We start from the raw sequence: 23,543 nt of genomic DNA, 5'->3' as shown, positions 1-23,543 counted from the left end.
ACGATAACTTGAACAGGTGCACTATGATCGAAATCGCAACTGGGTCGCGCAGTGATGTGACCGTTGTCCTGCTGGGACATGAGCAGGCGGATCACCGTGTCCGTGCGCTGCATTACTATGGCCAGGCCGGCGTCCCTTGCCTGCCACTGGAGTCGCTGCTTGCGGCCACGCCGGCCGAGCTGTGCCGCAAGCGTCTGGCGCAGGCGCTGGCGCAAGTCACCACACCTTTCGTGACCCTGGCCCTGGACGCCGATTTCGTCCTGGCGGCGTCATTGGACAGCGCTGCGGCGTGCCTGCATCAGCAGTCCCAGGCAGTGGCGGTACAAGGCTATGCCCTGGCCTATGCCCCGGGTAACGCGCAAGTGGCTTATCACAAGATTGGCTCGCCGTTTGCGCCACTGGCTGAAGAGGGCGCGGCTGCCCGTCTGAAGCAGTATGCTCTGGCGGGTCAGCAGGCCTGGCGCGCGGTGTTGCGTGTCGAGGCCTTGCAGCAGGCGTTGGCTATCGTGCCGGGGGAGCTGGACTTTGCCGGCTTGCGCGTGGCCTTGTCCTGCGCCTTGCTGGCTCAGGGAGAGATCGCTCACCTTGAACAGACCGATGTGATCTGTGAGTACGTGCCTTGCACACTGACGCCGGTGATTCGCGAAGAGCACCTGAATCAGGTGGTGCGCACGCTGCGCCAATGGGACGCTGCTCATCAGGGGCTGTGCGCCGACGAAGCGGGGGCCGTGCTGCTCAATCGATTCGTCCGCGGTACCTATGACCAAGGCGAGGAACCGCTGCTTTTCACGTCCCCGTGGAACAGTGTTGTCGATGATCCTGAGCGTGCTTTCGAGCCGCGCCAGTATGTTGAGCTGCCGTATTACAACAGTGCCTTGTTCAATCAGCTGACAGCATTGGAGTTTCTCTGCCATGCCTGGCCGACTGGCCAGAAACACCAGCAGGCCCTGGAAGGAATCTGGGTACGCCAGCGCGATCTGATGCAGGAACATCCCAATGATGTCGCAGAGAGCTTGAAACAACGCTATTGGCAAGCGCTGGCATTGGGTCTGTTCAACCTGGACGTCTGCCAGCAACTGATGCCGATGTTGAACGACGATGACGATATCGATCACGCCCGTGAACTGGAGAACTGGCTCCAGCGCCTTGAGCAGGTGCCGGGTATCGACATGCAGGCAAGGCTGCGTGCCACTCCTTCCGGCCAGGTGCTCGATGCCATCGCTGCGGCCACGCCGGATCAGGCGGGACGCCAGCGCGTAATGGCGCATCTGGCCAAGCACCCGGCCCCGCAAATCGCCTTTGTGGTTGTGGACCTTGAGGATGACGATCAGGCACTGCAAGCCACGTTTGACAGCCTGTTGGCCAGTGGCGTGCGCAACTTCAAGCTGGTGGTGCTCAAAGGCGGCAATCCGCCGACGATCACCACGGCGCGCGACACCCTGCACTTCATTCGGGTGACTGAAAGCAACTGGGTGACTCACCTGAACCAGGTCGTACGCCAACTGCCAAGCGAATGGTTGCTGCTGCTGCAGGCCGGTGACGTGTTGCTTGCCGGTGGATTGCAGCGCTTGTCGGTGGAGCTTGGCGAGGCACCTGCATGTCAGGCCATCGCTGCCAACGAAGTCCAGCGTGATACCGAGGGGCGCCTGCTCAGCGTGGTGCGTCCAGGGGGCAATCTGGACCTGCTGCGCAGCCAGCCGGGCTTGATGTCCCGGCATTGGCTGGTGCGTCGCCAGGCCGTGCTCGATCTGGGTGGTTACAGCGAGACTCATCGCCAGGCTCTTGAGCTTGACCTGTTGCTGCGTCTGGTGGAGGAGCAGGGGCAGGGCAGCCTGGCCCATATGGACGATTATCTGGTCATCGGCCAGCAGGCCTCGCCAGCGTTGGTCACAGAGGCGCAGGCGATTCTCAACCGGCACCTGACGCAACTGGGTTATCGCAGCCAGATCAGCAATCAGGGAGCGTCCGGCCTGGTTATCGATTTCCGTCATTCGGCCACGCCGCTGGTCAGCATTCTGTTGGCGTTTGAAGGGGACTCGGCGCAGCTCCAGGCTAGCCTGACCGCAGTGCTGCAGCGTACCCGCTATCCACGCTACGAAGTGCTGGTGGCGTGTGCCAGTGATGTGCTTGAAGCCGAGGTCAGCGCATCCCAGGCCTTTGCCGGGCGCATCCGCTGGCTGGGCGCTGAGCCAGGTGCATCGCGTGGCGAGTTGCTGAATCTGGCGGCCAGTCAGGCCCGTGGTGACTATCTGGTGCTGCTGTCAGAGCGCTGCCAGGTGATCACTCCGGCGTGGATCGAGGCCTTGCTCAATGAGGCGCAGCGTCCGGAGGTCGGTGTCGTCGGCGCATGCCTGCACGCGACTGACGGCACACTGGCCCATGCGGGCTATGAGTTGCTCGCCGATCCACAGGTGTATGCGCCATGGCAAGGGCTGCCGCTTGAGGTGGGTGCCAGGCACAGCTGGTCGCTGTCGGTGCGCAGCTGCCCGGCGGTGTCCGGCGATTGCCTGATGGTGCGCAAGGAGCTGTTCGAGCATTTTGGCGGGCTGCAGGCAGCCGCTGGCGCAGATATCGACCTGTGCCTGGCGGTGGCCGAAACGGGGCTGATGGTGGTCTGGACACCTCGTTCGCAATTGCTCGTCAGTGCCGTGGCAACCCCGGACGCCAGCCTCAGCCAGGCGTTGGCAACCCGGTGGCCGACGGCGTTCAACGCTCGAGTGCAGTTCGGTGGCGGCAATGACGTGGATGCCTCGCGTTCACAGCTGCAATGGCTCGCGCAGTTGGGATAGCTGGCGCGGGAATTGCAAAAGCCGGGTCCAGTACCCGGCTTTTTCATGTCTGGTGGCGATTTATTGACAGGCCAGTGACTCGGTTTTGCGTTGCGCACGTGAGGTTCAGGATGCAAAAGAAAGTAGCTGTGGTGCAGTCGAACTACATCCCCTGGAAGGGATACTTCGATCTGATTCGCAGCGTCGATGCGTTCATCTTGTATGACGATGTCCAGTACACCCGGCGGGACTGGCGCAATCGCAACAAGATCAAGACAGCCCAGGGCGAGCATTGGTTGAGTGTCCCGGTGAAGAACCGTGGGCGATACGAGCAGTTGATCAATGAAGTGCAGGTCAGTGAATCGGACTGGGCAGCCAAACACTGGAAGACCATCGAGATGAGCTACCGGCGAGCGGCTTGCTTTACCCAGATGGAGGCACCGATTCGCGCCCTCTACGAGCAGGCTGCCAGCATCGAGAGTCTTTCTCGCATCAATGAGCTGTTCATCAGCGGCCTGTGCGCGTTGCTCGATATTCACACGCCGCTGTATCGCTCCGAGGACCTGGGGCGCAGCGAGGGTAAGAATGAACGGCTGATCCAGCTATGTCAGGCCCTGGATGCCACCGAGTATCTTTCGGGGCCTGCGGCCAGCTGCTACCTGGACGAAGCGGCCTTTGCCACTGCCGGGCTCGAAGTGTCGTACATGAGTTATGCCGGCTATCCCGAGTACCCACAGTTGTTCGGCGAGTTTCAACATGCCGTCAGTGTCATCGACTTGTTGTTCAACACAGGCAGCGATGCGTCAACTTTTCTGGAGCGACGTTCATGAGCACGGACATCATGCAAGATGTGGCGGATTACTACTCATCGCGAATCCGTGCACATGGTGCCACCCCCGAAGGGGTCGACTGGAACGGCAGCGCATCGCAGCAACTGCGGTTTGCCCAGTTGCTAAAACTGGTGCCAGCCAAAGAACAGCAGGAAGGGTTCAGCCTGATCGATGTCGGATGTGGCTACGGTGCGCTGCTGACGTGGTTGCGTGAGCATGGTCTGGCGGTCGATTACCATGGGTACGACCTGTCGGAGCAGATGATCGCGGCAGCCCGCCAACAGCATCCGGCCAACGACGCGGTGCGCTTCGAGGTGGCCGAAAGTGCCCCATGGCAGGCGGATTACGCGGTGGCCAGTGGCATTTTCAATGTCTGCCAGGATACCCCGCGTGCAACCTGGGAGGCATATATCGCCGACGTGCTGCGCACCATGGATGCCTGCAGTCGCAAGGGCTTCGCCTTCAACTGTCTGACCTCTTATTCAGACCCTCCTTTCATGCGTGATTACCTCTATTACGGTGATCCCTGCTTCTACTTTGATCTGTGCAAAAGAAACTACTCCAGAGAGGTGGCACTCTTGCATGATTATGGTTTGTACGAGTTCACCTTGCTTGTGCGCAAGGCTTCTTGACGACCTGTCCGACCACTTTGTCTCTTGGCGAATACTATGCTCAAAAGCGGTTCCACCTCCGTCACACAGTCCAGCGATAGCCAGCTCGAAGCCCGTGAGCAGCTCTGGCAGGCTTTCCACAACGCGCCTCTGGATGATGCCGAAAAAGAGCGCAATCTCGGCTTGTTCATCCGCTCCGCATCGTTAGCGCGGATGCTGGCGGTTTCCGATCTTTATCGTGAGATTGTCCGGTTGCCTGGTTCGGTACTGGACTTCGGTACGTGGCGTGGGCAGAACGCCGTGCTCTGTGAAAATCTTCGCGCGATCTTTGAACCGTTCAACAAACAGCGCCGGATCGCGGCGTTCGATACCTTTGCCGGCTACAAATCCCATACCGGCGACGGGCAGGTTGCCAACGCGCATTTCCAGGACGGTTGCTATGACACTGGCAATGGCTATGCGGATTACCTGCGTCACCTGCTGACCCTCCATGAAGGCATCAATGCTTTGCCTCAAGTATCAGGCGGGCATCAGGTGGTGGAAGGGGATATCAAGGACACCTTGCCGCAGTTCATCGAGCAGCAACGCAACCTGCTGGTGGCCCTCGCTTTCTTCGACATGAATCTGGAGGGGCCGACCCGATTTGCCCTGGAGCAGATTTTGCCACGCTGCGTGCCTGGCGCATTGCTGGTGTTCTTCCAGTTGCAGCGCGACTTCCTGCCGGGCGAGGGCTATGCCTATGTCGCCGAGATTCTGGGGAAGGTGCGTCACGAGATCAAACGCTCGGAAACCTACCCGTCACTGTGCATCGTCAAACTGCTGTAAGGAGCGCCCCATGTTTCTGATTGTTGGCAATGGAATGGTTGCCCTGGCTATCGCCGCAGGCCTGTCGCGTAGTGTTCCAGGTGAGCGCATCCAGGTGGTTGGACCGGCTACACGTCCTTATAGCGCTTCCATGGCCGCTGCGGCCATGCTCAACTCCTTCGCCGAGCTCGAGCCGGGCGCACTCGATCAACCGCGTGACCGTCTGAAGTTCGAGTTGAGCCAGGCATCAGCCCGTCTGTGGGGGAGCTTTGTCGAAGAGTTCGAGATTCCCGCCGAGTACTATCGCCTGGGTACCGTGCTGGTGAATAACAACGCCTCCAACAGCTTCGAGGATGCCGCGTTCGATGCGATCGCCGGATACCTTGACGAATTCGCCGAGCCGTACGAACGTGTCGACCCGCACCTTGAACCCGCCTATGTGCCAGGGGCGAACTATCGCACGCGTCAGGCGCTGTTCCTGCCGCGCGAAGGCGTGCTCAATCCGGATGGTGTGATCCATGCGCTGCAGGCAACGCTGGAAAGACGCGGTGTGCGTTTTGTCGACGGCGTGGTGAAATCGCTGGACAAGGTCAATGGTCGTACCCGTGGCGTGACCCTGGAAGACGGGCGCGTGCTGAGCGGGGAGCGTGTCGTGCTGGCCAATGGCAGTATGGCGACGCGATTGTGGGACGAGGAAGGCTGCATTCGGGTGGTCAATGGTGTCGGCGCGACCGTGGTGTTGAAGAACCCCGGCATCAAGGGGCGCTACGTACTGCGTACTCCCAACCGTGGCGGCGCCTGTGGCATCTACCATGCGCCCTATCAGGACGACCAGTTCGTCGTCGGGGCCACCAACCTGGTGACCACCGCCGACGAACACTTCCCGCGGGCAGAGTCGGTGGCGGCGCTGATCAACGGTGCGATCAATCAGGTCAACCACCTGCACCGCACCAGTGGGTTCATCCGCTACAACTTCGGCTACCGCCCGCTGAGCCTTGATGGCTACCCGGTCATCGGCCAGCTTAACGACAACACCTTCATTGCCTCCGGCACCCGCAGGGATGGCTACCATTTTGCGCCATGGTTGGCTGACAACCTGGCTGCATTGCTGCTGGACAAGTCTGTTTCGGCGCAGGCCAAAGACTATTTCCACTTCACCCGACCGCAGCGCAGTGCATGGCTAGATCAGTCGGTGGAGGCATGCTGTCGCAAGTATGCAGCGGTCAAATGCTCGGCGTTGTCGCAGCATGGCTTTGATGCCGGTCATACCGATGCTGACCAGGCGGTGGAGCATTACTACTACCAGCGTGCACGTGCCTTCTTCGACAAGCATGGGCTCGAGCAGGCCGTTCAGGTGGATTTCCTGGACGCGCTGTTGGGTGGTTACCTTTCCCTCTCGGACTTTGCCTGAAGCCAGAACGCCGGAGTCACGAATGTGAGCAAGCAGATCATTCCTTTCAATAAGCCTTTTGTCGTTGGCAAAGAGCTGTTCTATATCGCGCAGGCGGTGATGAATGGCGGTATCGCTGGCGATGGGCAATTCACGCGCTTATGCCAGGAATGGCTGGAGGTCAACCTGGGATGCCCCAAGGCACTGTTGACGCATTCGTGCACGGCGGCCCTGGAGATGGCGGCGATCCTGGCGGATATCGGGCCGGGCGATGAAGTCATCATGCCGTCTTTCACCTTCGTATCCACGGCAAACGCCTTTGTCCTGCGCGGCGCAGTCCCGGTCTTTGTGGATGTACGCAAGGATACGCTGAACCTGGACGAGCGCCTGGTGGAGGCGGCAATCACCGAGAAGACCAAGGCGATCGTCGCGGTGCATTACGCGGGCCAGCCTTGTGACATGGATGCCCTGCTACGCCTGTGCGACAAGCACGGGCTGATCCTCATCGAGGACGCCGCCCAGGCGATCCTTGCCCGGGAGAAAACCCGTGCACTGGGGACTTTGGGCCATCTGGGTTGCCTGAGTTTTCACGAAACGAAAAACGTGATCAGCGGTGAGGGTGGGGCTCTGCTCATCAACGACCCCAGGTTAATCGAGCGGGCTGAAATCATCTGGCAGAAAGGCACCAACCGCAAAGCTTTTTCCCGCGGAGAAGTGAGCAAGTACACCTGGGTCGACGTGGGTTCCTCGTTCCTGCCCAGCGAGCTGACGGCTGCTTTCCTGTATGCCCAGCTGGAGCAGGGGGAAAGTATCAATACTCATCGCCGCTCATTGTACGAGTCCTATTACCATCAGCTTGCGTCCCTTGAAGCGGACGGCTATTTCACCTTGCCCCGTGCCCAGGGCGGCAAGCCGGCCAATGCGCATATCTTCTATCTGCTGATGCGCAGTAACAAAGAGCGCGGTGAACTGATTGAGTTTCTCCGCGAACGGGGCATTTATGCCGTGTTCCATTACGTCCCCCTGCATGACTCCCCTGCCGGATTGCGCTACTCGCGCAGTGTCGGTGACTTGCCCGTCACGCAGGAGGTTTCTGCATGCCTGGTGCGCCTGCCGCTTTTTTCCGACATGAGTAGCCGCCAGGTCGCTCAGGTGTGCGCAGCCATCTTCCAATTCTTCGCAGGTGCTCGGGAGGCGTGACTGCCTTAGGCGCGGCGATTGTTCAGCTGATTTCTGGAGTTTCACCCCATGTCGAATTCCGTGCAGGTTGGCGCGGGCCTGGAGCAGGCCATGAAGCGTCTCCGATTGATGTATGCCCGGCCGGAGCACCCGTACTACATCATGGCGCCGGATTACCGGGAGACCTCATCGGGGATCGCCTCGCTCCATTACCTCTGCCATCTGCTCAACCTGAATGGACGAGAGGCCTACATCTGCGGCGGCAAGGTGGTGAACCCGGAGCTGAAGACGCCGTTGCTTGACGACGAGGCCAGGCAGCGTCACGAACTTGCAGGTCGGGTGCCGATTGCGGTCTATCCAGAAGTTGCCGCGGGCAATCCGTTCAACTGTTCGGTCGTGGCGCGTTTCCTGCTGAACTTCGAGGGGTTCATCTCTGGCCGGGGCATGGAGGCTGCGCCCAGCGATCTGCTGTTCTACTCGGGCAAATTGATTGCCGAAGATCATGGCCACCCGGACGGTGATTTGCTGTGCCTGCCGACAATCGACGTTGACCTGTTCTGTGCCGGGCAGCCGGACAGTCAGCGTGAAGGCCGTTACCTCTACCAGAATCGCTTTCCTCTCGACACCATTGACTACTCGATACTGCCGGCGGATGTTCGTCTGCTGAGCATGGCCAAAGCCCTGACACTGCCAGAGCTGGCGCAACTGCTCCGACGGGCAGAGGTGATGTACACCCATGAGTGGTCGATGACTTGCGTAATTGCAGTGCTCTGCGGATGCCCGGTCATCTTCATCCCCGGGCACGGCATCGATCAGGCGTTTCTCGATGCCAGCTTCGTCGGCAGTGCTGGTTTTGCCATGCTGGATCGTGAGGATGCGCTGATCCATGCGCGGGCCGGCCTGGATGGCGCGTTGCAACGCTATGTCGAGCGGACGGCGCCGTTCTGGAGCCAGCTGGAAGTTTTCATCACCAAGACCCAGGCATCCGCCCGTCGTGAGGCTGTGGGCAATCAGCTGGGCGTGCGGGACTGGCTGCGGCAACGTTATCCACAGCCGCAGCAGATGCGGTTGATCGAAGACCGGCTGGCGGATGCAACTGATGCGCGCTTTGTTGTGCTGGTGGTCGACCACGGTGACTCCGTGGCGCTGGCGCTCACCCTGGACAGCCTGGATCGTGGCCTGTACCCGGGTGTGCAGGTTTGCGTGTTGGGTCAGGAGAATCCAGGACTGCGCGCCGTCCAATGGGTGCAGTGCGATCCAGCAGGGCCGGTCCTTGCGATCGATGCCTGTCTGCGTGGGCACACCGGCGACTGGTTCATGTTGGTGAACGCCGGCAGCGAATTCACCGCCAGCGGCTTGTTGCTGACGGCACTGGAGTTGACCCGGGTTCCCATGGACTGCCTGGCTGTCTATGCGGATGAAGCCCTGTGCCAAGCGCAGGGAGTGGTCGATACCGCATTGCGCCCCGACCTTAATCTGGACATGTTGCTGGCCTTCCCAGGCTACCTGTCGCGGCATTGGTTGTACCGATGCGATGCCTGGCGCCAGCTTGGTGGCTTCAATCAGGCGGGTGGCCGGGCGTTCGAACTTGATTTCCAACTGCGCTTGATCAGCGAGCGGGGGCTGGGGTGCGTCGGTCACGTTAGCGAGCCGTTGTTGATCGGCAATGCCCTGCAGTTGCAGGCATGTGCCGACGAGTGCGCGGTCATCGAAGCGCATTTGCAAGGCCGTGGATATACCGCTGCTAAAGCGCTGCCGTTGGCGGCAGCGCCGGGTCGTTACCGTATCGACTATGCACACCAGCAGCAGGCTTCGGTCAGCATCGTCATCTTCCTCGAAGGACAGCTGCTGCACTTCCAGCGCTGCCTGGAGAGCTTGATGGCGCAGACAACCTTTGCCGACTATGAGGTGTTGCTGATTGAGCCGGGCAGTAATGATCCCGTGTTGCTGAATTGGCTTGCGATGGTCGGGCGGATGGGGGAAGGGCGCTTCAACATCCTGCGCTTCGAGCCCGGTTACACGCGTGCGGCCATGTGCAACGCGGCAGTGGAGGAGGCCCGGGGTGAATACCTGCTGTGGCTGGATGCCGGCAGCGCCGTGCTCGATGGCGAATGGCTGCAGGCGTTGCTCAACCATGCGCAGCGCCCGGAAGTGGGTGCCGTTGGTTGCAAGCTGGTGACCCGCGACAGTGCTGTTCGCCAGGCGGCCCTGGTATTGGGGCTGGGTGGCGGGGTTGGGCGCGCCTTCGAAGGCCGCTCCGCGCAGGACTCCGGTTACATGGGGCGTCTTGGGCTGGAACAGGATTGTTCGGCTGTCGGTGGCGAATGCCTCATGGTGCGCCGCTCGCTATTCATTGAATCCGGTGGCTTCGACATTGATCCCCTGTTTTCTCGCTGGGTGGCTGTGGACCTGTGCCTCAGGCTGCTTCAGGCCGGTTACCTGAATGTCTGGACGCCCCACGCCCGGCTTTTGCTGGACGCTTCGGAGGACGAGCCGGCCAGCGCCGATCAGGAGGATGCACTGTATGCGCGCTGGTTGCCGCAGCTGGCACGTGACCCCGCGTACAACGTCAACTTCTCGCTGAGTGCGGGCGAGGAGTTTGCCGTCCAGGGAGGCGATATGAGCTGGCGGCCATTGCGGGGGATGGTACCGACCGTGCTTGCCTGCGCGGCCGATCAGGACGGCGCGGTAAGTTCGCGCCTGCTGGGGCCTATGGAGGCCTTGCGCGACGCAGGGCGTATCGAAGGTGCGGTGATCGCCGGGGTGCTGTCGCCGATGGAGATAGAGCGCTACAACCCTTCAAGCATCGTGCTGCAGCGTCCACTGGATGATTCGGGGTTGTTGGCGTTGCGTCGCCTGCGTGCTTTTTCGCAGGCATTCAAGGTCTATGATCTGGATCGTTATCTGCAGGGCATCGGCGATGGTCAGGTGCGTTCTGCCGAGGATCTGGAGCAGCGTATCCGGTCCGGGGTGATGCAGGCTGACAGGGTGTTGGTTGCCACGGCAGCGCTGGCTGAGCTGGTGCGGGACCAGCACGATGATGTACGGCTGCTCGAGAACGTCCTGCCCCCCTCGTGGGGGCGTTTGCAGGGGGCTCGGCGCGCGGGGGAGAAACCGCGTGTGGGATGGTTGGGCTGCCATGATGCGTACTTGCTCGCCGAGGTTGTGCCGATGCTGGCGGGTGAAGTCGACTGGGTGGTTCTGGGCGATTGCCCTGCCGCCTTGCGGCCGTACCTGAGAGAGCATCACGCAGCTGTGGAGCCGCATTGCCTGGGTGTCGATTTGGCGGCCCTGAATCTGGACATTGCCCTGGTACCCATGGCTGAAACCCTGGTCAATGCGTGCTCCGGCGATATGCGCGTGCTTCAGCACGCGGCTTGCGGTCAGGCGGTCATCTGTAGTCGGGTTGCAGGCTTTGCCGGCGGCGATGCCTTGCCGTTGTCGCGGGTGAACAATCAGGCCGCCGACTGGGTCCGGGCGATCCGCCTGCACCTGGAGGACCTTGGTGCTTCTGCGGCCCTGGGCGATTCCCTGCAGGCAATCGTGCGTAGTGAATGGTTGCTGGAAGGGCAAAGGCTGGAGGGCTGGCGCCGCGCCTGGCTGGCTGATTGATCGCCAGTGCATTTTCACCGCGCAAGCTCTGCGGCTCAGCGACAATCGGTCGTTTCTCCATGACTTGATTGATCGAACCCGGCAGGTGGTACAGGTATCCTCGATAGGTGTAGCAGACCTTCATTGAGGTGTCCTGTATCGTTTCAGGGGTAATCCCCTGATCAACCTTGAATACGCAAGATATGCGCCCAAGCCCAGTGGTGCGTCGGCCGGTACATTGAATGATGGCCTCTGGCCGGTTGGCCGGGGTGATTTTTGGGTCCGCAGACATGCGGTGCAAGATTGCGTGACTTGGCAGTCGAAACGTGCATCTCTAATCTGTTGAGTCAGCGGGCAGCCACGTCGACGCGCCGTGCAAGGCATAGGCCTTGGTCGCAAAGCCCGTGAATTTTCGCCTTTTCCATTGGGAAGCCACAATGATTGGCATCAAAAGCATCGCCAGTTACGTACCTGTAGAGGGTGTCGACAACTACGCCCAGGGTGCGAAGTTCGGCAAGGACCAGGATTTCATCTTCGGCAAGATCGGTTCCACCTTCCTGCCGCGCAAGGAAGCTGACCAGGAAACCTCCGACCTGGGCGTCGAGGCCGCCCGGATGTTGTTCGCTGCCAACCCGGCGCTTGATCCGGCGGCTATCGATGTGGTGATCGTCGTCACCCAGAACGGTGATGCCGAAGGCCTGCCGCATACCGCCGCGATCGTCCAGCACAAGCTGGGCCTGCCGACCACGGTTGCCGCCTTTGATATCTCGCTGGGTTGCTCCGGCTATGTCTATGGCATTTATGCCATGAAAGGTTTTATGGAAGCTGCAGGTCTGAAGAACGGCCTGCTGATCACTGCTGATCCGTATTCGAAGATCGTCGACCCTGAAGATCGCAACACGACCATGCTGTTCGGCGATGCCGCAACGGCGACGTGGATGGGGGAGGGCGCCGCCTGGCAGCTCGGCAAGTCACTGTTCGGTAGCGATGGCGGCGGCGCCGAGCACCTGCGCACCACCGATGGCAAGTTCTTCATGAACGGGCGCCAGGTGTATAACTTCGCCTTGGTCAAGGTCCCGGCTCATCTGCAGCAGTTGCTCGAAGCCAGCCAGCTTCAAGCCGAGGATATCGACCTGTATTGCCTGCATCAGGGCAGCGCGGCGATTGTCGATGCCGTGTCCGCGCGCTTCAAGGAAGGCGAGCACAGGGATAAGTTCGTCAAGGACATGAGTGAGACCGGTAACACCGTGTCGTCCAGCATCCCGTTGCTGCTGGAAAAACATGTGCTTGGCTCGCAGCACAAGCGCGTCGCCTTGAGTGGCTTTGGTGTGGGGCTGTCATGGGGCTCTGCGATCATCGAACGACGCGACTGACCGTCGTATGCAATAAAAAACGCCGCCGTTTCCCGGGCGGCGTTTTTATTTGTGGCGCATCTGCGCAAGGCTCCTGCAGTAAAGGGGGTGAGGTCAGAAGCCCCCGATTTCATTGGGGTGGCAGGATGCCAGTAATTTTTTTTGAAAATCCGCTAAAGCAACCCGCCCTGACGACGATAACTACTACGAAGGTTCTCTGTGCCACCCTCGGCGAATTGCCAAGGCCGGAAGCCGTAGTACCCAATCCAACGAGGAATTCGTCATGGCTTTGACCGTTAACACCAACACCACCTCTCTGGGCGTTCAGAAAAACCTGAACCGTGCTTCCGATGCACTGAGCACCTCGATGACCCGCCTGTCTTCCGGCCTGAAAATCAACAGCGCTAAAGACGACGCCGCTGGCCTGCAGATCGCTACCCGTATGACCTCGCAGATCCGTGGTCAGACCATGGCGATCAAAAACGCCAACGACGGTGTTTCCATCGCCCAGACCGCTGAAGGCGCGATGCAAGAGCAGAGCAACATCCTGCAGCGTATGCGTGAACTGGCCGTTCAGTCGCGAAACGACTCGAACAGCCCAACTGACCGTGACGCACTGGACAAAGAGTTCCAGGCGATGCTGCTGGAAATCGACCGTATTGCCGACAGCACCCAGCTCAACGGCAAAAACCTGCTGGACGGCACCGCTGGCGTCATGACCTTCCAGGTTGGTTCCAACACCGGTACGCAAAACCAGATCACCATCTCCCTGAGCGGTGCGATGAAGACCACCGGTGGTACCAACCCGGCTCTGACTGCACTGGCTGGTAAGAACATCAAGGGTGCCACCAGCGCTGCCGCCGAAGCTGCTTTCAGCAGCGCCATGACCGCTATCGACAGCGCTCTGGATGCGATCAACGATAACCGTGCCGCCCTGGGTGCCGCGCAAAACCGTCTGACCAGCACCATCAACAACCTGCAAAACATCAACGAAAACGCCGAAGCGGCCCGTGGCCGCGTACAGGACACCGACTTCGCTGCTGAAACTGCCCAGCTGACCAAGCAGCAGACTCTGCAACAAGCCTCGACTTCGATTCTGTCCCAGGCTAACCAGCTGCCATCGGCTGTACTGAAGCTGCTGGGCTAATCTGCTTAACGGCTGTGAGCGGGGGAGCGCACGTGTGGTGCTTCCCCGCTTTTTGCATTAAGAGGTTGTAGACATGGATATGAGCGTCAAGCTGAACTTGTCTTATCCGGCTGCACGCCCGGCCGAACAGGCCACCGACAAGGCGGCGACCCAGGTGGTCCAGGCAGCTAATGAAGCCCAGGCACCTGCCGGGGACAAAAAGTCTGAAACTGAACAAGTGAAAACCGCGGTCAAGGATATCGAGAAGTTTCTCGCCTCGAACCGCCGCAATCTCGAATTTTCCACGGATGAAGAGTCCGGCAGAATTGTCGTTAAAGTGATCGCCAGCGAAACCGGTGAACTGGTCCGCCAGATTCCATCGGAAGAAGTGCTGCGCATCGCCCACAGCTTGAGCGATGTGAGCAGTCTGCTGTTCGACGCCAAGGTCTGATACCTTAAAGATTCAAATGTTCGCTAGAGTTGTTCGCTAGGGAGCAGTGCAACGGAGAGGGAGTTACTCATGGCAAGCCCAATTACAGCGAGCATCGGCACCGGTTCAGGAATGGACATTGGTGCAATCGTCAAAGTACTGGTTGATTCTGATACTGCGGCGAAGTCGAGTCAGATCAAGCGCCAGACGGCCAATAACTCGGCGATGATCTCTGGCGTTGCCTCGCTCAAGAGTGCGCTGTCGACGTATCAGGCGGCGTTGAAGAAGCTCAATGACAAAGACGCGCCAGCCTTTCTCGCCTTTGCTGCAACCAGCAGCAATGACAAGGCTGTAACGGCGATAGCCGATAACTCGGCGGTGGCCGGCACCTACCAGGTCGAAGTTCTCAAGCTTGCCACCTCTTCGCGAGTAGCCAGTAAGACGTTCGCAGGCTCCGACGCGCCGATTTCCCCGGGCACCCTTGAGATTACTCAGAACGGCAAGGTCTACAAGGTCGAAGTAGGCGCCAATGCGACCCTGCAGACGGTGCGCGACAGCATCAACAGCACGTTGAGCAAAGATGGTATCTCCGCCAACATCATCAATGATGGTGGCAAGTCGCGTCTGGTGTTTGGTTCGACAACTACCGGGGAACTGTCGGATATTTCAGTCGGCGGTATTCCCGAGCTGGCCATCAACAACACTGTTGTAATGGCGGGTGATGCGGCTGGTCGTATCGGTGAGCTGGCAGGCAATGCCGAGGTCATGATCGACGGCATGACGATTACCAGCAAATCCAACAAGCTGGATAAAACTGTCAGTGGTTTGACCCTGGAGCTGAAAGCTCAGGGTGAGAAGTCGACGGTGACAGTCGGCCTCAACAGCGACGGTTTGAAGAAAGATGTACAGTCCTTCGTCGATGCCTACAACGCTTTGGTCCAGACGGTTAACGGTCTGACTGCTGTGAGCAAGGATGCAGAGGGCAATACGGTTCTGGGGTCGCTGACCGGTGATCCAACCTCGCGTTCGTTGTTGGCCGCGATACGCTCCGAGCTGGCAGTTGCGCAAACCGGTGGTGGCCTGACCTCGCTGAGTCAGCTGGGTATCAACACCGCCAAGGATGGTACCCTCGAATTCAACGATACCAAGTTCAAGGCAGCGTTGAACGACAAGAAGCTCGGTGGTGAAGTACAGAAGCTGTTCACCCAGGAAGATGGCGTGATCGCGCGGATGAACAAGGCCATTGAGCCGTTCCTGCAGTCGGGTGGCTCGCTCGACAAGCGTAACGATGCGCTCAACCGTTCGCAGCGTTATCTGGCTTCACAGCAGGAGGCGCTGGATTTTCGAATCGAAAGTCTGACCAACTCGCTAACCAAGAAGTACATCGCGATGGACGTCGCGGTCGGCAAGCTCAAGTCTCAGGCCGCTGGTATTACTTCGCTTTTCGAGGCCATGAACGCTCAAGCCAAGAAGTGATATTGATCGCCAAAAGCCCGGCAGCATCCTTTGGATGCGCCGGGCTTTTTCTTTTCCCCTAAAGTTTTTTGACGCCCAGGCGATATAAGCGGTATACGAAACCTTTTAGTTGTGACGAGGTAGAACATGAATCCGATGTTGGCCCTTCGGCAATACCAGAAAGTCAACGGCGTGGCCCAGACCTCGGTGGCCAGCCCGCATCGACTGGTGCAAATGCTGATGCAGGGTGGTCTTGACCGCATTGCCCAGGCCAAAGGCGCCATGGCGCGTAATGACATCGCCCAGCGCGGCATTCTGATCGGCAAGGCAATTGGTATTGTCGGCGGTCTGCGTGAAGGTCTGGATCTGGAAAATCATGGCGACTCGCTGGCGGAGCTCGATAGCTTGTATTCCTACATGAGCAAGCGCCTGATCGAAGCCAACGTGCAGAACGACCCGGAAATCCTCAATGAGGTAGCCCGTTTGCTGATTACCCTCAAGGAAGGTTGGGATGGAATCGGCGATCAACCTGCCGAACTCTAGGAGGCTGTGATGAGTGTCGTGCTCGAACGTATCGAACAAACCCGCGAAGCATTGCTGGGTGCCCTGGCCAGTCGCGACTGGGAGGCGATCAGCGAGCTCGACGTCAACTGCCGGTTGTGTGTCGATGATGTGCTGGCCGAAGCATCGGTCAACGAAGATGTATTGCGTAGCAGTCTTGAAGAGTTGCTCAGGGTGTACCGGCAACTAATTGAGGTTGCAAGTGACGAGCGTCAAACAATAGTCGATGAGATGACGCAGATCCGGCAAGCCAAAAACGCGGCAAAGGTATACCATTTGTTCAGCTGAAGCTGGGCAAAACCAGAAACAGGGCGCCATAAATTTGACTCTGTGCGGTTTTTTGACTTAACTAGTGGCTGTTTTCAAATTTCAGACGTCCGAACACTGACCGTTCAGTCGGAATGATGTCGAGCTTGCCCACAATAGGGCGCCGAGATGACTAGGGAAGTTGCTATTGCATGTGGCGTGAAACCAAAATTCTGCTGATCGATGACGATAGCGCCCGCCGCCGCGACCTGGCGGTGGTTTTGAATTTTCTTGGCGAAGAAAATCTATCCTGCTCAAGCCAAGACTGGCAGCAGGTGGTTGAGTCGTTGTCATCCAGTCGTGAAGTACTCTGTGTCCTGATCGGGACCGTGAACGCTCCGGCAAGTCTGATGGGCTTGCTTAAGACAGTGGCTGCGTGGGATGAGTTCCTTCCGGTTCTGTTAATTGGTGAAATTTCTTCTGCCGAGTTGCCGGAAGAGCTGCGCCGCCGTGTTCTTTCCAGCCTTGAAATGCCGCCGAGCTATAGCAAACTGCTCGATTCGCTGCACCGTGCCCAGGTCTATCGCGAGATGTACGACCAGGCCCGTGAGCGCGGTCGCCAGCGCGAGCCGAACCTGTTTCGCAGCCTGGTGGGCACCAGCCGCGCCATCCAGCACGTGCGCCAGATGATGCAGCAAGTGGCCGATACCGATGCCAGCGTGCTGATCCTTGGCGAGTCGGGCACCGGCAAGGAAGTGGTTGCACGTAACCTGCACTACCATTCCAAGCGCCGCGAAGCGCCATTCGTGCCGGTCAATTGCGGAGCGATCCCGGCCGAACTGCTGGAAAGCGAGTTGTTCGGTCACGAGAAGGGCGCCTTTACCGGTGCCATCACCAGTCGTGCCGGGCGCTTCGAGCTGGCCAATGGCGGTACCCTGTTCCTTGACGAGATCGGCGACATGCCGCTGCCGATGCAGGTCAAGCTGCTGCGCGTGCTGCAGGAGCGGACTTTCGAGCGGGTTGGCAGCAACAAGACCCAGGGTATCGATGTGCGCATCATCGCCGCGACCCACAAGAACCTGGAGAGCATGATCGAAGCGGGCACCTTCCGCGAAGACCTGTATTACCGCCTCAATGTGTTCCCCATCGAGATGGCCCCGCTGCGTGAGCGTGTCGAGGACATCCCGTTGCTGATGAACGAGCTGATCTCGCGCATGGAGCACGAAAAGCGTGGCTCGATCCGCTTCAACTCGGCGGCGATCATGTCCCTGTGCCGGCATGGCTGGCCGGGCAACGTCCGCGAGCTGGCCAACCTGGTCGAGCGTATGGCGATCATGCACCCCTACGGTGTAATCGGCGTGACGGAGCTGCCAAAGAAATTCCGCTACGTCGATGACGAAGACGAGCATCTGGTCGACAGCTTGCGTTCGGACCTTGAAGAGCGTGTGGCAATCAACGGTGGCTCGCCGAGCTTCGCTACCCACGCCATGCTGCCGCCCGAAGGCCTGGACCTTAAAGACTACCTGGGCGGGCTGGAGCAGGGGCTGATCCAGCAGGCGCTGGATGACGCCAATGGCATCGTTGCGCGCGCCGCCGAGCGTCTGCGCATCCGGCGTACGACCCTGGTGGAAAAAATGCGCAAGTACGGCATGAGCCGCCGTGATGGGGAAGAACAGGCGGAGGATTGACGCCTGTCTTGCCAGGGTGGAGAGCAAGGACGCTCCGCCGTGCACAATATCCCTACCATTCAAAGGGCTGTAGCGCCCGTCTCATCGGCCTTTGCTGCTCTGTCTGGCGGCTCGCGGCACAAAGCCTCAGGTTATCCGGCACGGCTATTGCTATAACGCAGGCAACATACCGTTTTATGACGGTCAGCCACGCGAGAGAGCATGATGCCCCAGGCCGCCCCCATCTCCAGTGTCCCCAAATCGAAGGGGCAGAACGCTGCCGAGCAGGAAAGTCGTCTTGGCCTGGAACAGGCCTTCGCCTTGTTCGACCAGGTCTCCAGTCAGCTGAATCAATCCTATAACCTGCTCGAAGCCCGGGTTACCGAGCTCAAAGGTGAGCTGGCGGTAGTCAGTGCCCAGCGCATGGCCGAGCTCGCTGAGAAGGAGCGCCTGGCCAACCGTCTGCAGAATCTGCTTGATCTGTTGCCGGGCGGGGTCATTGTCATTGATGGCCAGGGCCTTGTGCGTGAAGCCAATCCTGCCGCCTGTGATTTGCTTGGCGAGCCGCTGGTGGGCGAGTTGTGGCGCCAGGTGATCGCCCGCAGTTTCGCCCCGCGTGAAGATGACGGCCACGAAGTGTCGCTGCGTGATGGGCGACGCCTGTCGATTGCCACCCGTTCGCTGGATGCTGAGCCAGGCCAGCTGGTGCTGCTCAACGACCTGACCGAAACCCGTCACCTGCAGGGTGAGCTGGCCCGCCATGAGCGCTTGTCGTCGCTGGGGCGGATGGTCGCCTCGCTGGCGCATCAGATCCGCACACCGTTGTCGGCGGCCTTGCTGTATGCCAGTCACCTGGCCGAGCAGAGCCTGCCGCTAGAGACTCAGCAGCGCTTTGCCGGGAGTCTCAAAGAGCGTCTGCATGAGCTCGAGCATCAGGTGCGCGACATGCTGGTGTTCGCGCGCGGCGAACTGCCGCTGACGGACCGGGTGACCCCAAAGGCGCTGTTCCAGGCCTTGCAGCAGGCCGCCCAGGCCCACGTCCAGGGGCATGCGGTGCGCTGGCAGTGCGACAGTCACCTGGGTGAGTTGCTGTGCAATCGCGACACCTTGGTCGGCGCCTTGCTCAACCTGATTGAAAACGCCCTGCAGGCCAGCAGCGAGCCGGTGCGCCTGAAGGTGCACCTGTATCGCCGTGGCCAGCTGCTGCGCCTGTGTGTCAGCGATGCCGGTGCAGGAATCGACAGTGCTTTGCTGGCGCGTCTGGGCGAGCCGTTCCTCACCACCAAGGCCACCGGTACCGGCCTTGGCCTGGCAGTGGTAAAGGCAGTGGCGCGGGCGCATCAGGGTACTTTGCAGTTACGTTCGCGGCCGGGTCGTGGCACCTGTGCGCTGGTTACGCTGCCGCTGATTGATGCGCTGAAAATGGAGAATGAGCAATGAAGGCAATCAAGGTGCTGCTGGTCGAGGATGATCGGGCACTGCGTCAGGCCTTGGGCGATACCCTGGAACTGGGTGGTTTTGCTTATCGTGCCGTCGGCTCGGCCGAAGAGGCGCTGGAGGCTGTGGCTGAAGAGGCGTTCAGCCTGGTGGTCAGCGACGTCAATATGCCGGGCATGGATGGGCATCAGTTGCTGGCCCGCTTGCGTGCGAACCAGCCGCAATTGCCGGTGTTGTTGATGACGGCTCATGCGGCTGTCGAGCGTGCGGTCGAAGCCATGCGTCAAGGCGCGGTGGACTATCTGGTCAAGCCGTTTGAGCCGCGGGCGTTGCTTGAGTTGGTGGCGCGCCATGCCCTTGGCGTGGTCGCCGGTGTAGCTGATGAGGGCCCGGTTGCTTGTGAGCCGGCCAGTGCGCAATTGCTGGAGCTGGCCACGCGGGTGGCGCGCAGCGATTCCACGGTGTTGATCTCCGGCGAGTCGGGTACCGGCAAGGAAGTGCTGGCGCGGTTCATTCATCAGCAATCAACCCGGGCCAGTCAGCCGTTCGTGGCGATCAACTGCGCGGCGATTCCAGACAACATGCTCGAAGCGACCCTGTTCGGTCACGAGAAGGGCTCTTTCACCGGCGCCATCGCCGCCCAGGCGGGCAAGTTCGAACAGGCCGACGGCGGCACCCTGCTGCTCGATGAAATCTCGGAAATGCCTTTGGGGCTGCAAGCCAAGCTGCTGCGCGTGTTGCAGGAGCGGGAAGTGGAGCGGGTCGGCGGGCGCAAGCCGATTGCTCTGGATATCCGTGTCGTAGCGACCACCAACCGTGATCTGGCGGGCGAGGTGGCGGCTGGGCGTTTCCGTGAAGACCTGTTCTATCGTCTGTCGGTATTCCCCCTGGCGTGGCGACCGCTGCGCGAGCGTAGCGCCGATATTCTGCCGCTGGCCGAGCGCCTGCTGGCGCGTCACGTCAATAAAATGAAGCATGCTCCGGTGCGCCTGTCGCCTGAGGCCAAAGCTTGCCTGCAGAGGTATGCCTGGCCGGGTAACGTGCGCGAGCTGGATAACGCCATTCAACGGGCGTTGATCCTGCAGCAGGGCGGGGTGATCGAAGCGGTGGACTTTTGTCTGGCCGGTGCCATGCCGATGTTTACCGCCGCCCCGCTGAGCGTAACGCCAGCGCAGCCGGCGGTTGAGGCGCCGGGTGGTCTGGGTGATGACATGCGCCGTCACGAGTTCCAGATGATCATCGATACCCTGCGATCCGAGCGCGGACGGCGCAAGGAAGCGGCTGAGCGCCTGGGCATCAGTCCGCGGACCCTGCGCTACAAGCTGGCGCAGATGCGTGATGCCGGGATGGACGTCGAGGCCAGTCTGTACGCCAGTTGAAGGGTAGGAATATTCGTTTTTTTGTTCGGCTTTTACGCATAGCTGGCACTTTTGTGCGGATTCCACGCCATCCGGCCACCCAGTCCGCTCTCATCTGGCCAGGCATTCCAGGGCCATCTGGCCACCTGTTCCACGGCCATCCGGCCGGGCAGTCGGAGCGCAGCGACGCAGGGGTGGCATTGTTAGTCCGGGTTGGCTGGCGTCGTCAATTTCTGCGTCCGTTTGCGCATTGATTCACCCTTCAGATTGATCCGGTAAGCGTTGTGCACCAGGCGGTCGAGGATAGCGTCGGCCAGGGTCGGATCGCCGATCAGTTCGTGCCAGTTGTCCACCGGCATCTGGCTGGTAACGATGGTCGAGCGCTGGCCGTAGCGGTCGTCCAGTAGCTCCAGCATGTCGCGCCGCTGTTCGGCGGTGAACGGGGCCAAGCCCCAGTCATCGAGGATCAGCAGGTCGGTCTTGGCGTAGCTGCTCATCAGCTTGGCGAAGCGCCCGTCGCCATGGGCCAGACCCAGTTCTTCCAGCAAACGCGGCAAGCGCAGGTAACGCACGCTGTAGCCTTCTCGGCAGGCCTGGTGGGCCAGGGCGCAGGCCAGCCAGGTTTTACCGACACCGGTGGGGCCGCCGATGATCAGGTTGAGGCCGTCGCGTAGCCACTGGCCGCCGCTCAGTTGCAGGATCAGCGCCTTATCCAGCCCGCGCGGGCTGCGGTAGTCGATGTCTTCGAGGCAGGCGTTGTGCTTGAGCCGGGCCTGGCGCAGGCGGCTGCTCAGGCGCTTGTCGTCGCGTTCAGTCAGCTCGCGGTCGACCAGCAGGCCGAGGCGTTCCTCGAAGCTCAGGCTGTCGATGTCCGGGGTTTTCAGTTGTTCGTTCAGCGCCTTGAGCATGCCGTGCAGGCGCAGGGTTTGCAGCTTGTCCAGGGTCGGATGGGGCAGCATGGTGGGATTCCTTGTGTTCAGTGGTAGTAGCCGGGGCCGCGCAGGTTGGCGTGGTCGTCCGGCAGCAGGGGCAGGTGCTGCTGGGCCAGCGGCAGGTTCTCCAGCCCCTGGCGCAGGATCGATTCGAGGCTCTTGTAGCTGCACGTGCCGAGGCTGATGGCGCGACGGCAGGCCAACTCCAGGCGCACTTCGCCGTGGGTTTTGCCCAGGCGCAGGATGCCCAGGCAGGCCCGGTAGCCCTGCTGCGGATGGATGCGCCGTTCGAGGATGTGCCGGATCACGCCGGCGGTGTTCGGCCCGGTCTGCTCGGCCCAGCGGATCAGCCGTTGTGGCGTCCACTCGGCATGCTCGCGATGGCTCTTGGGCATGTGCTCGGCCTGCGTGCTGTGCCGGCCCTTGTGCATTGAGCGCAGGTGGCTGGCCACTCGCTGGTTGGCGTGGAAACACTCGACGGTGCGCGCCGTCAGGCGCACCTCCAGCTGCTTCTTCACCAGTTGATACGGCACCGAGTAGTAATGCCCATCGACCTCGACGTGGTAGTCGATGTGCACCCGCGCTTTCTTCCACTCGGCGTAGACGTAGGGTTGCTCCGGCAGGGGGCGCAGCGCCGGACGATCCAGGCTGTCGAAGGCCGTCTGGCGCGAGCCCGGCAGCTTCTTGAACGGGCGTTGGTTGAGCCGCTCCAGCAACACGGAGATGGCGCTGTTGAGTTCGTCCAAGGAGAAGAACTGACGGTTGCGCAGGGCCGCGAGGATCCAACGCTCGACCACCTGCACGCCGACTTCGGCCTTGGCCTTGTCGCGCGGTTTGCGTGCCCGCGCCGGCACCACCGCCACTCCGTAGTGCTCGGCAAGGTCGCGGTAGCTGGGGTTGATGTCCGGCTCGTAACGATGGGCCTTGCTCACCGCGCTGCGCAGGTTGTCCGGCACCACGATCTCCGGCACGCCGCCGAGGAAGGCGAAGCAACGGGTATGCGAGCCTAGCCAGTCCGGCAGCTGCTGCGACCAGGTGGCTTCGGCGAAGGTGTAGCTGGACGCGCCGAGCACCGCGACGAACACCTGCGCCTGGCGGATCTCGCCGCTGTGGCGGTCGATAACCGGCACCGTCTGGCCGGCATAGTCGACGAACAGCTTCTCGCCGACGCGGTGCTCCTGACGCATCACCACGTCCAGCTTGCCCTGCCAGGCCCGGTAGTGCTCACAGAACCAGCTGTACTGAAAGCCCTGCGGCTGGCTCAGGCGGTACTCCTGCCAGAGCAGCGCCAGGGTCACCCCGGGGCGGCGCAGTTCGGCATGCACCCATGCCCAATCGGGTAAAGGCCGCTTCTCGCTGGCAACCGCCGGGGCCGGCGGGAACAGTTGCTGCTCCAACTCGGCATCGGACAACGAACAGGGCCAACTGAGACCACTGGCGGCAAAACGATTGAGGTAGTCGCCGACGGTGACACGACCGACCTGCACGCTGACCGCAATCTGGCGAGCTGATAGTCCGACCTCGAACTTGAGACGTAGTACTTCGCGAATCTTACGCATGGATAAACGCTCCACGACGACCTCTCTGCTTCGAAAAAGAGGTCGATGGTAGTGAAGAAATCCTGCGTAGCTGCCTGCCCGGTTGAGTGGCCGGATGGCCGTGGAATCAGTGGCCGGATGCGCGTGGAATGGGTGGCCGGATCAGCGTGGAATCGGTGGTCAGATGCTCATGGAATGGGTGGCCAGATGACCGTGGAATCCGCACACTTTTGTTGCTAAGTCCTGCGTATCCGCTGCGTGAGTGTCA

General features: G+C 60.6%; 18 protein-coding genes. 16 read left to right on the top strand and 2 right to left on the bottom strand.

Translation table 11 applies throughout. The features are described from left to right. Nucleotides 1-23: 23 nt before the first annotated feature. From PSAKL28_RS18950 to PSAKL28_RS18875, 16 genes are all read left to right on the top strand, one after another. On the top strand, nt 24-2,789 hold the full coding sequence (locus PSAKL28_RS18950; protein ID WP_038613391.1) for a glycosyltransferase family 2 protein: 2,766 nt from the start codon (nt 24-26) through the stop codon (nt 2,787-2,789). A 110-nt stretch (nt 2,790-2,899) separates the two neighbouring features. Beyond that, nucleotides 2,900-3,598 (top strand): WbqC family protein, encoded by a 699-nt coding sequence (locus PSAKL28_RS18945; RefSeq protein WP_038613389.1) that lies wholly within the window; start codon nt 2,900-2,902, stop codon nt 3,596-3,598. Further along, on the top strand, nt 3,595-4,230 hold the full coding sequence (locus PSAKL28_RS18940) for a class I SAM-dependent methyltransferase (RefSeq protein ID WP_038613387.1): 636 nt from the start codon (nt 3,595-3,597) through the stop codon (nt 4,228-4,230). Before PSAKL28_RS18945 ends, PSAKL28_RS18940 begins: the two co-directional genes overlap by 4 nt. A 36-nt stretch (nt 4,231-4,266) precedes the next feature. Then, complete coding sequence (locus tag PSAKL28_RS18935; protein ID WP_038613385.1) at nt 4,267-5,034, top strand: class I SAM-dependent methyltransferase; 768 nt, start codon at nt 4,267-4,269, stop codon at nt 5,032-5,034. A 10-nt stretch (nt 5,035-5,044) separates the two neighbouring features. Then, nucleotides 5,045-6,424: an NAD(P)/FAD-dependent oxidoreductase gene (locus PSAKL28_RS18930; protein WP_038613383.1), complete on the top strand. Its 1,380-nt coding sequence runs from the start codon at nt 5,045-5,047 to the stop codon at nt 6,422-6,424. A 24-nt stretch (nt 6,425-6,448) separates the two neighbouring features. After that, nucleotides 6,449-7,603 (top strand): dTDP-4-amino-4,6-dideoxygalactose transaminase, encoded by a 1,155-nt coding sequence (rffA, locus tag PSAKL28_RS18925; RefSeq protein WP_038613382.1) that lies wholly within the window; start codon nt 6,449-6,451, stop codon nt 7,601-7,603. Between the two features lie 48 nt (nt 7,604-7,651). After that, nucleotides 7,652-11,194, top strand: a complete 3,543-nt coding sequence (locus PSAKL28_RS18920; RefSeq protein ID WP_038613380.1) for a glycosyltransferase — start codon at nt 7,652-7,654, stop codon at nt 11,192-11,194. A gap of 416 nt (nt 11,195-11,610) precedes the next feature. Continuing rightward, nucleotides 11,611-12,546: a ketoacyl-ACP synthase III gene (locus PSAKL28_RS18915; protein ID WP_038613378.1), complete on the top strand. Its 936-nt coding sequence runs from the start codon at nt 11,611-11,613 to the stop codon at nt 12,544-12,546. Between the two features lie 262 nt (nt 12,547-12,808). Beyond that, nucleotides 12,809-13,672 carry a flagellin domain-containing protein gene (locus tag PSAKL28_RS18910; RefSeq protein WP_038613377.1) on the top strand — a complete coding sequence of 288 codons (864 nt, stop codon included), beginning with the start codon at nt 12,809-12,811 and terminating at the stop codon, nt 13,670-13,672. Nucleotides 13,673-13,745: 73 nt separating this feature from the next. Continuing rightward, nucleotides 13,746-14,102, top strand: coding sequence for a flagellar protein FlaG (locus PSAKL28_RS18905; protein ID WP_038613376.1), 357 nt, complete (start codon nt 13,746-13,748; stop codon nt 14,100-14,102). 69 nt (nt 14,103-14,171) lie between these two features. Beyond that, on the top strand, nt 14,172-15,557 hold the full coding sequence (gene fliD, locus PSAKL28_RS18900) for a flagellar filament capping protein FliD (protein ID WP_038613375.1): 1,386 nt from the start codon (nt 14,172-14,174) through the stop codon (nt 15,555-15,557). A 126-nt stretch (nt 15,558-15,683) separates the two neighbouring features. After that, on the top strand, nt 15,684-16,079 hold the full coding sequence (fliS, locus tag PSAKL28_RS18895; protein WP_038613374.1) for a flagellar export chaperone FliS: 396 nt from the start codon (nt 15,684-15,686) through the stop codon (nt 16,077-16,079). Nucleotides 16,080-16,088: 9 nt separating this feature from the next. Continuing rightward, a complete protein-coding gene (gene fliT, locus PSAKL28_RS18890) occupies nt 16,089-16,385 on the top strand; it encodes a flagellar protein FliT (protein WP_038613373.1) in 297 nt (98 codons plus the stop codon). Nucleotides 16,386-16,555: 170 nt separating this feature from the next. Next, nucleotides 16,556-18,031, top strand: coding sequence for a transcriptional regulator FleQ (fleQ, locus tag PSAKL28_RS18885; RefSeq protein WP_038613372.1), 1,476 nt, complete (start codon nt 16,556-16,558; stop codon nt 18,029-18,031). A gap of 204 nt (nt 18,032-18,235) precedes the next feature. Continuing rightward, nucleotides 18,236-19,450, top strand: a complete 1,215-nt coding sequence (locus PSAKL28_RS18880) for a sensor histidine kinase (RefSeq protein ID WP_038613371.1) — start codon at nt 18,236-18,238, stop codon at nt 19,448-19,450. Then, entirely contained in the window at nt 19,447-20,826 is a 1,380-nt protein-coding gene (locus PSAKL28_RS18875) for a sigma-54-dependent transcriptional regulator (protein WP_038613370.1), read from the top strand. The genes PSAKL28_RS18880 and PSAKL28_RS18875 overlap by 4 nt, the downstream gene beginning before the upstream one ends. A gap of 182 nt (nt 20,827-21,008) precedes the next feature. Here PSAKL28_RS18875 and istB read toward each other — a convergent pair whose 3' ends face one another. Beyond that, nucleotides 21,009-21,764, bottom strand: coding sequence for an IS21-like element ISPpu7 family helper ATPase IstB (gene istB, locus PSAKL28_RS18870; protein ID WP_003290589.1), 756 nt, complete (start codon nt 21,762-21,764; stop codon nt 21,009-21,011). A gap of 17 nt (nt 21,765-21,781) precedes the next feature. Beyond that, complete coding sequence (gene istA / locus PSAKL28_RS18865; RefSeq protein WP_019364253.1) at nt 21,782-23,296, bottom strand: IS21-like element IS1491 family transposase; 1,515 nt, start codon at nt 23,294-23,296, stop codon at nt 21,782-21,784. Nucleotides 23,297-23,543 lie beyond the last annotated feature (247 nt).

The organism is Pseudomonas alkylphenolica (assembly GCF_000746525.1).
Taxonomy (GTDB): Bacteria; Pseudomonadota; Gammaproteobacteria; order Pseudomonadales; family Pseudomonadaceae; genus Aquipseudomonas; species Aquipseudomonas alkylphenolica.
Note: the sequence above shows the minus strand (reverse complement) of the source record. Positions and strands in the feature narration are given on the sequence as shown.

Excerpts from the sequence above, each read along its gene's own strand:
- PSAKL28_RS18950 (WP_038613391.1), top strand. The coding sequence starts at position 24 with ATGATCGAAATCGCAACTGGGTCGCGCAGTGATGTGACCGTTGTCCTG.
- PSAKL28_RS18940 (WP_038613387.1), top strand. The coding sequence starts at position 3,595 with ATGAGCACGGACATCATGCAAGATGTGGCGGATTACTACTCATCGCGA.
- PSAKL28_RS18905 (WP_038613376.1), top strand. The coding sequence starts at position 13,746 with ATGGATATGAGCGTCAAGCTGAACTTGTCTTATCCGGCTGCACGCCCG.
- istA (WP_019364253.1), bottom strand. The coding sequence starts at position 23,296 with ATGCGTAAGATTCGCGAAGTACTACGTCTCAAGTTCGAGGTCGGACTA.
- istB (WP_003290589.1), bottom strand. The coding sequence starts at position 21,764 with ATGCTGCCCCATCCGACCCTGGACAAGCTGCAAACCCTGCGCCTGCAC.
- PSAKL28_RS18880 (WP_038613371.1), top strand. The coding sequence starts at position 18,236 with ATGCCCCAGGCCGCCCCCATCTCCAGTGTCCCCAAATCGAAGGGGCAG.
- PSAKL28_RS18945 (WP_038613389.1), top strand. The coding sequence starts at position 2,900 with ATGCAAAAGAAAGTAGCTGTGGTGCAGTCGAACTACATCCCCTGGAAG.
- PSAKL28_RS18875 (WP_038613370.1), top strand. The coding sequence starts at position 19,447 with ATGAAGGCAATCAAGGTGCTGCTGGTCGAGGATGATCGGGCACTGCGT.
- PSAKL28_RS18915 (WP_038613378.1), top strand. The coding sequence starts at position 11,611 with ATGATTGGCATCAAAAGCATCGCCAGTTACGTACCTGTAGAGGGTGTC.
- fliS (WP_038613374.1), top strand. The coding sequence starts at position 15,684 with ATGAATCCGATGTTGGCCCTTCGGCAATACCAGAAAGTCAACGGCGTG.
- fleQ (WP_038613372.1), top strand. The coding sequence starts at position 16,556 with ATGTGGCGTGAAACCAAAATTCTGCTGATCGATGACGATAGCGCCCGC.
- PSAKL28_RS18910 (WP_038613377.1), top strand. The coding sequence starts at position 12,809 with ATGGCTTTGACCGTTAACACCAACACCACCTCTCTGGGCGTTCAGAAA.
- fliD (WP_038613375.1), top strand. The coding sequence starts at position 14,172 with ATGGCAAGCCCAATTACAGCGAGCATCGGCACCGGTTCAGGAATGGAC.
- PSAKL28_RS18920 (WP_038613380.1), top strand. The coding sequence starts at position 7,652 with ATGTCGAATTCCGTGCAGGTTGGCGCGGGCCTGGAGCAGGCCATGAAG.
- fliT (WP_038613373.1), top strand. The coding sequence starts at position 16,089 with ATGAGTGTCGTGCTCGAACGTATCGAACAAACCCGCGAAGCATTGCTG.
- PSAKL28_RS18935 (WP_038613385.1), top strand. The coding sequence starts at position 4,267 with ATGCTCAAAAGCGGTTCCACCTCCGTCACACAGTCCAGCGATAGCCAG.
- PSAKL28_RS18930 (WP_038613383.1), top strand. The coding sequence starts at position 5,045 with ATGTTTCTGATTGTTGGCAATGGAATGGTTGCCCTGGCTATCGCCGCA.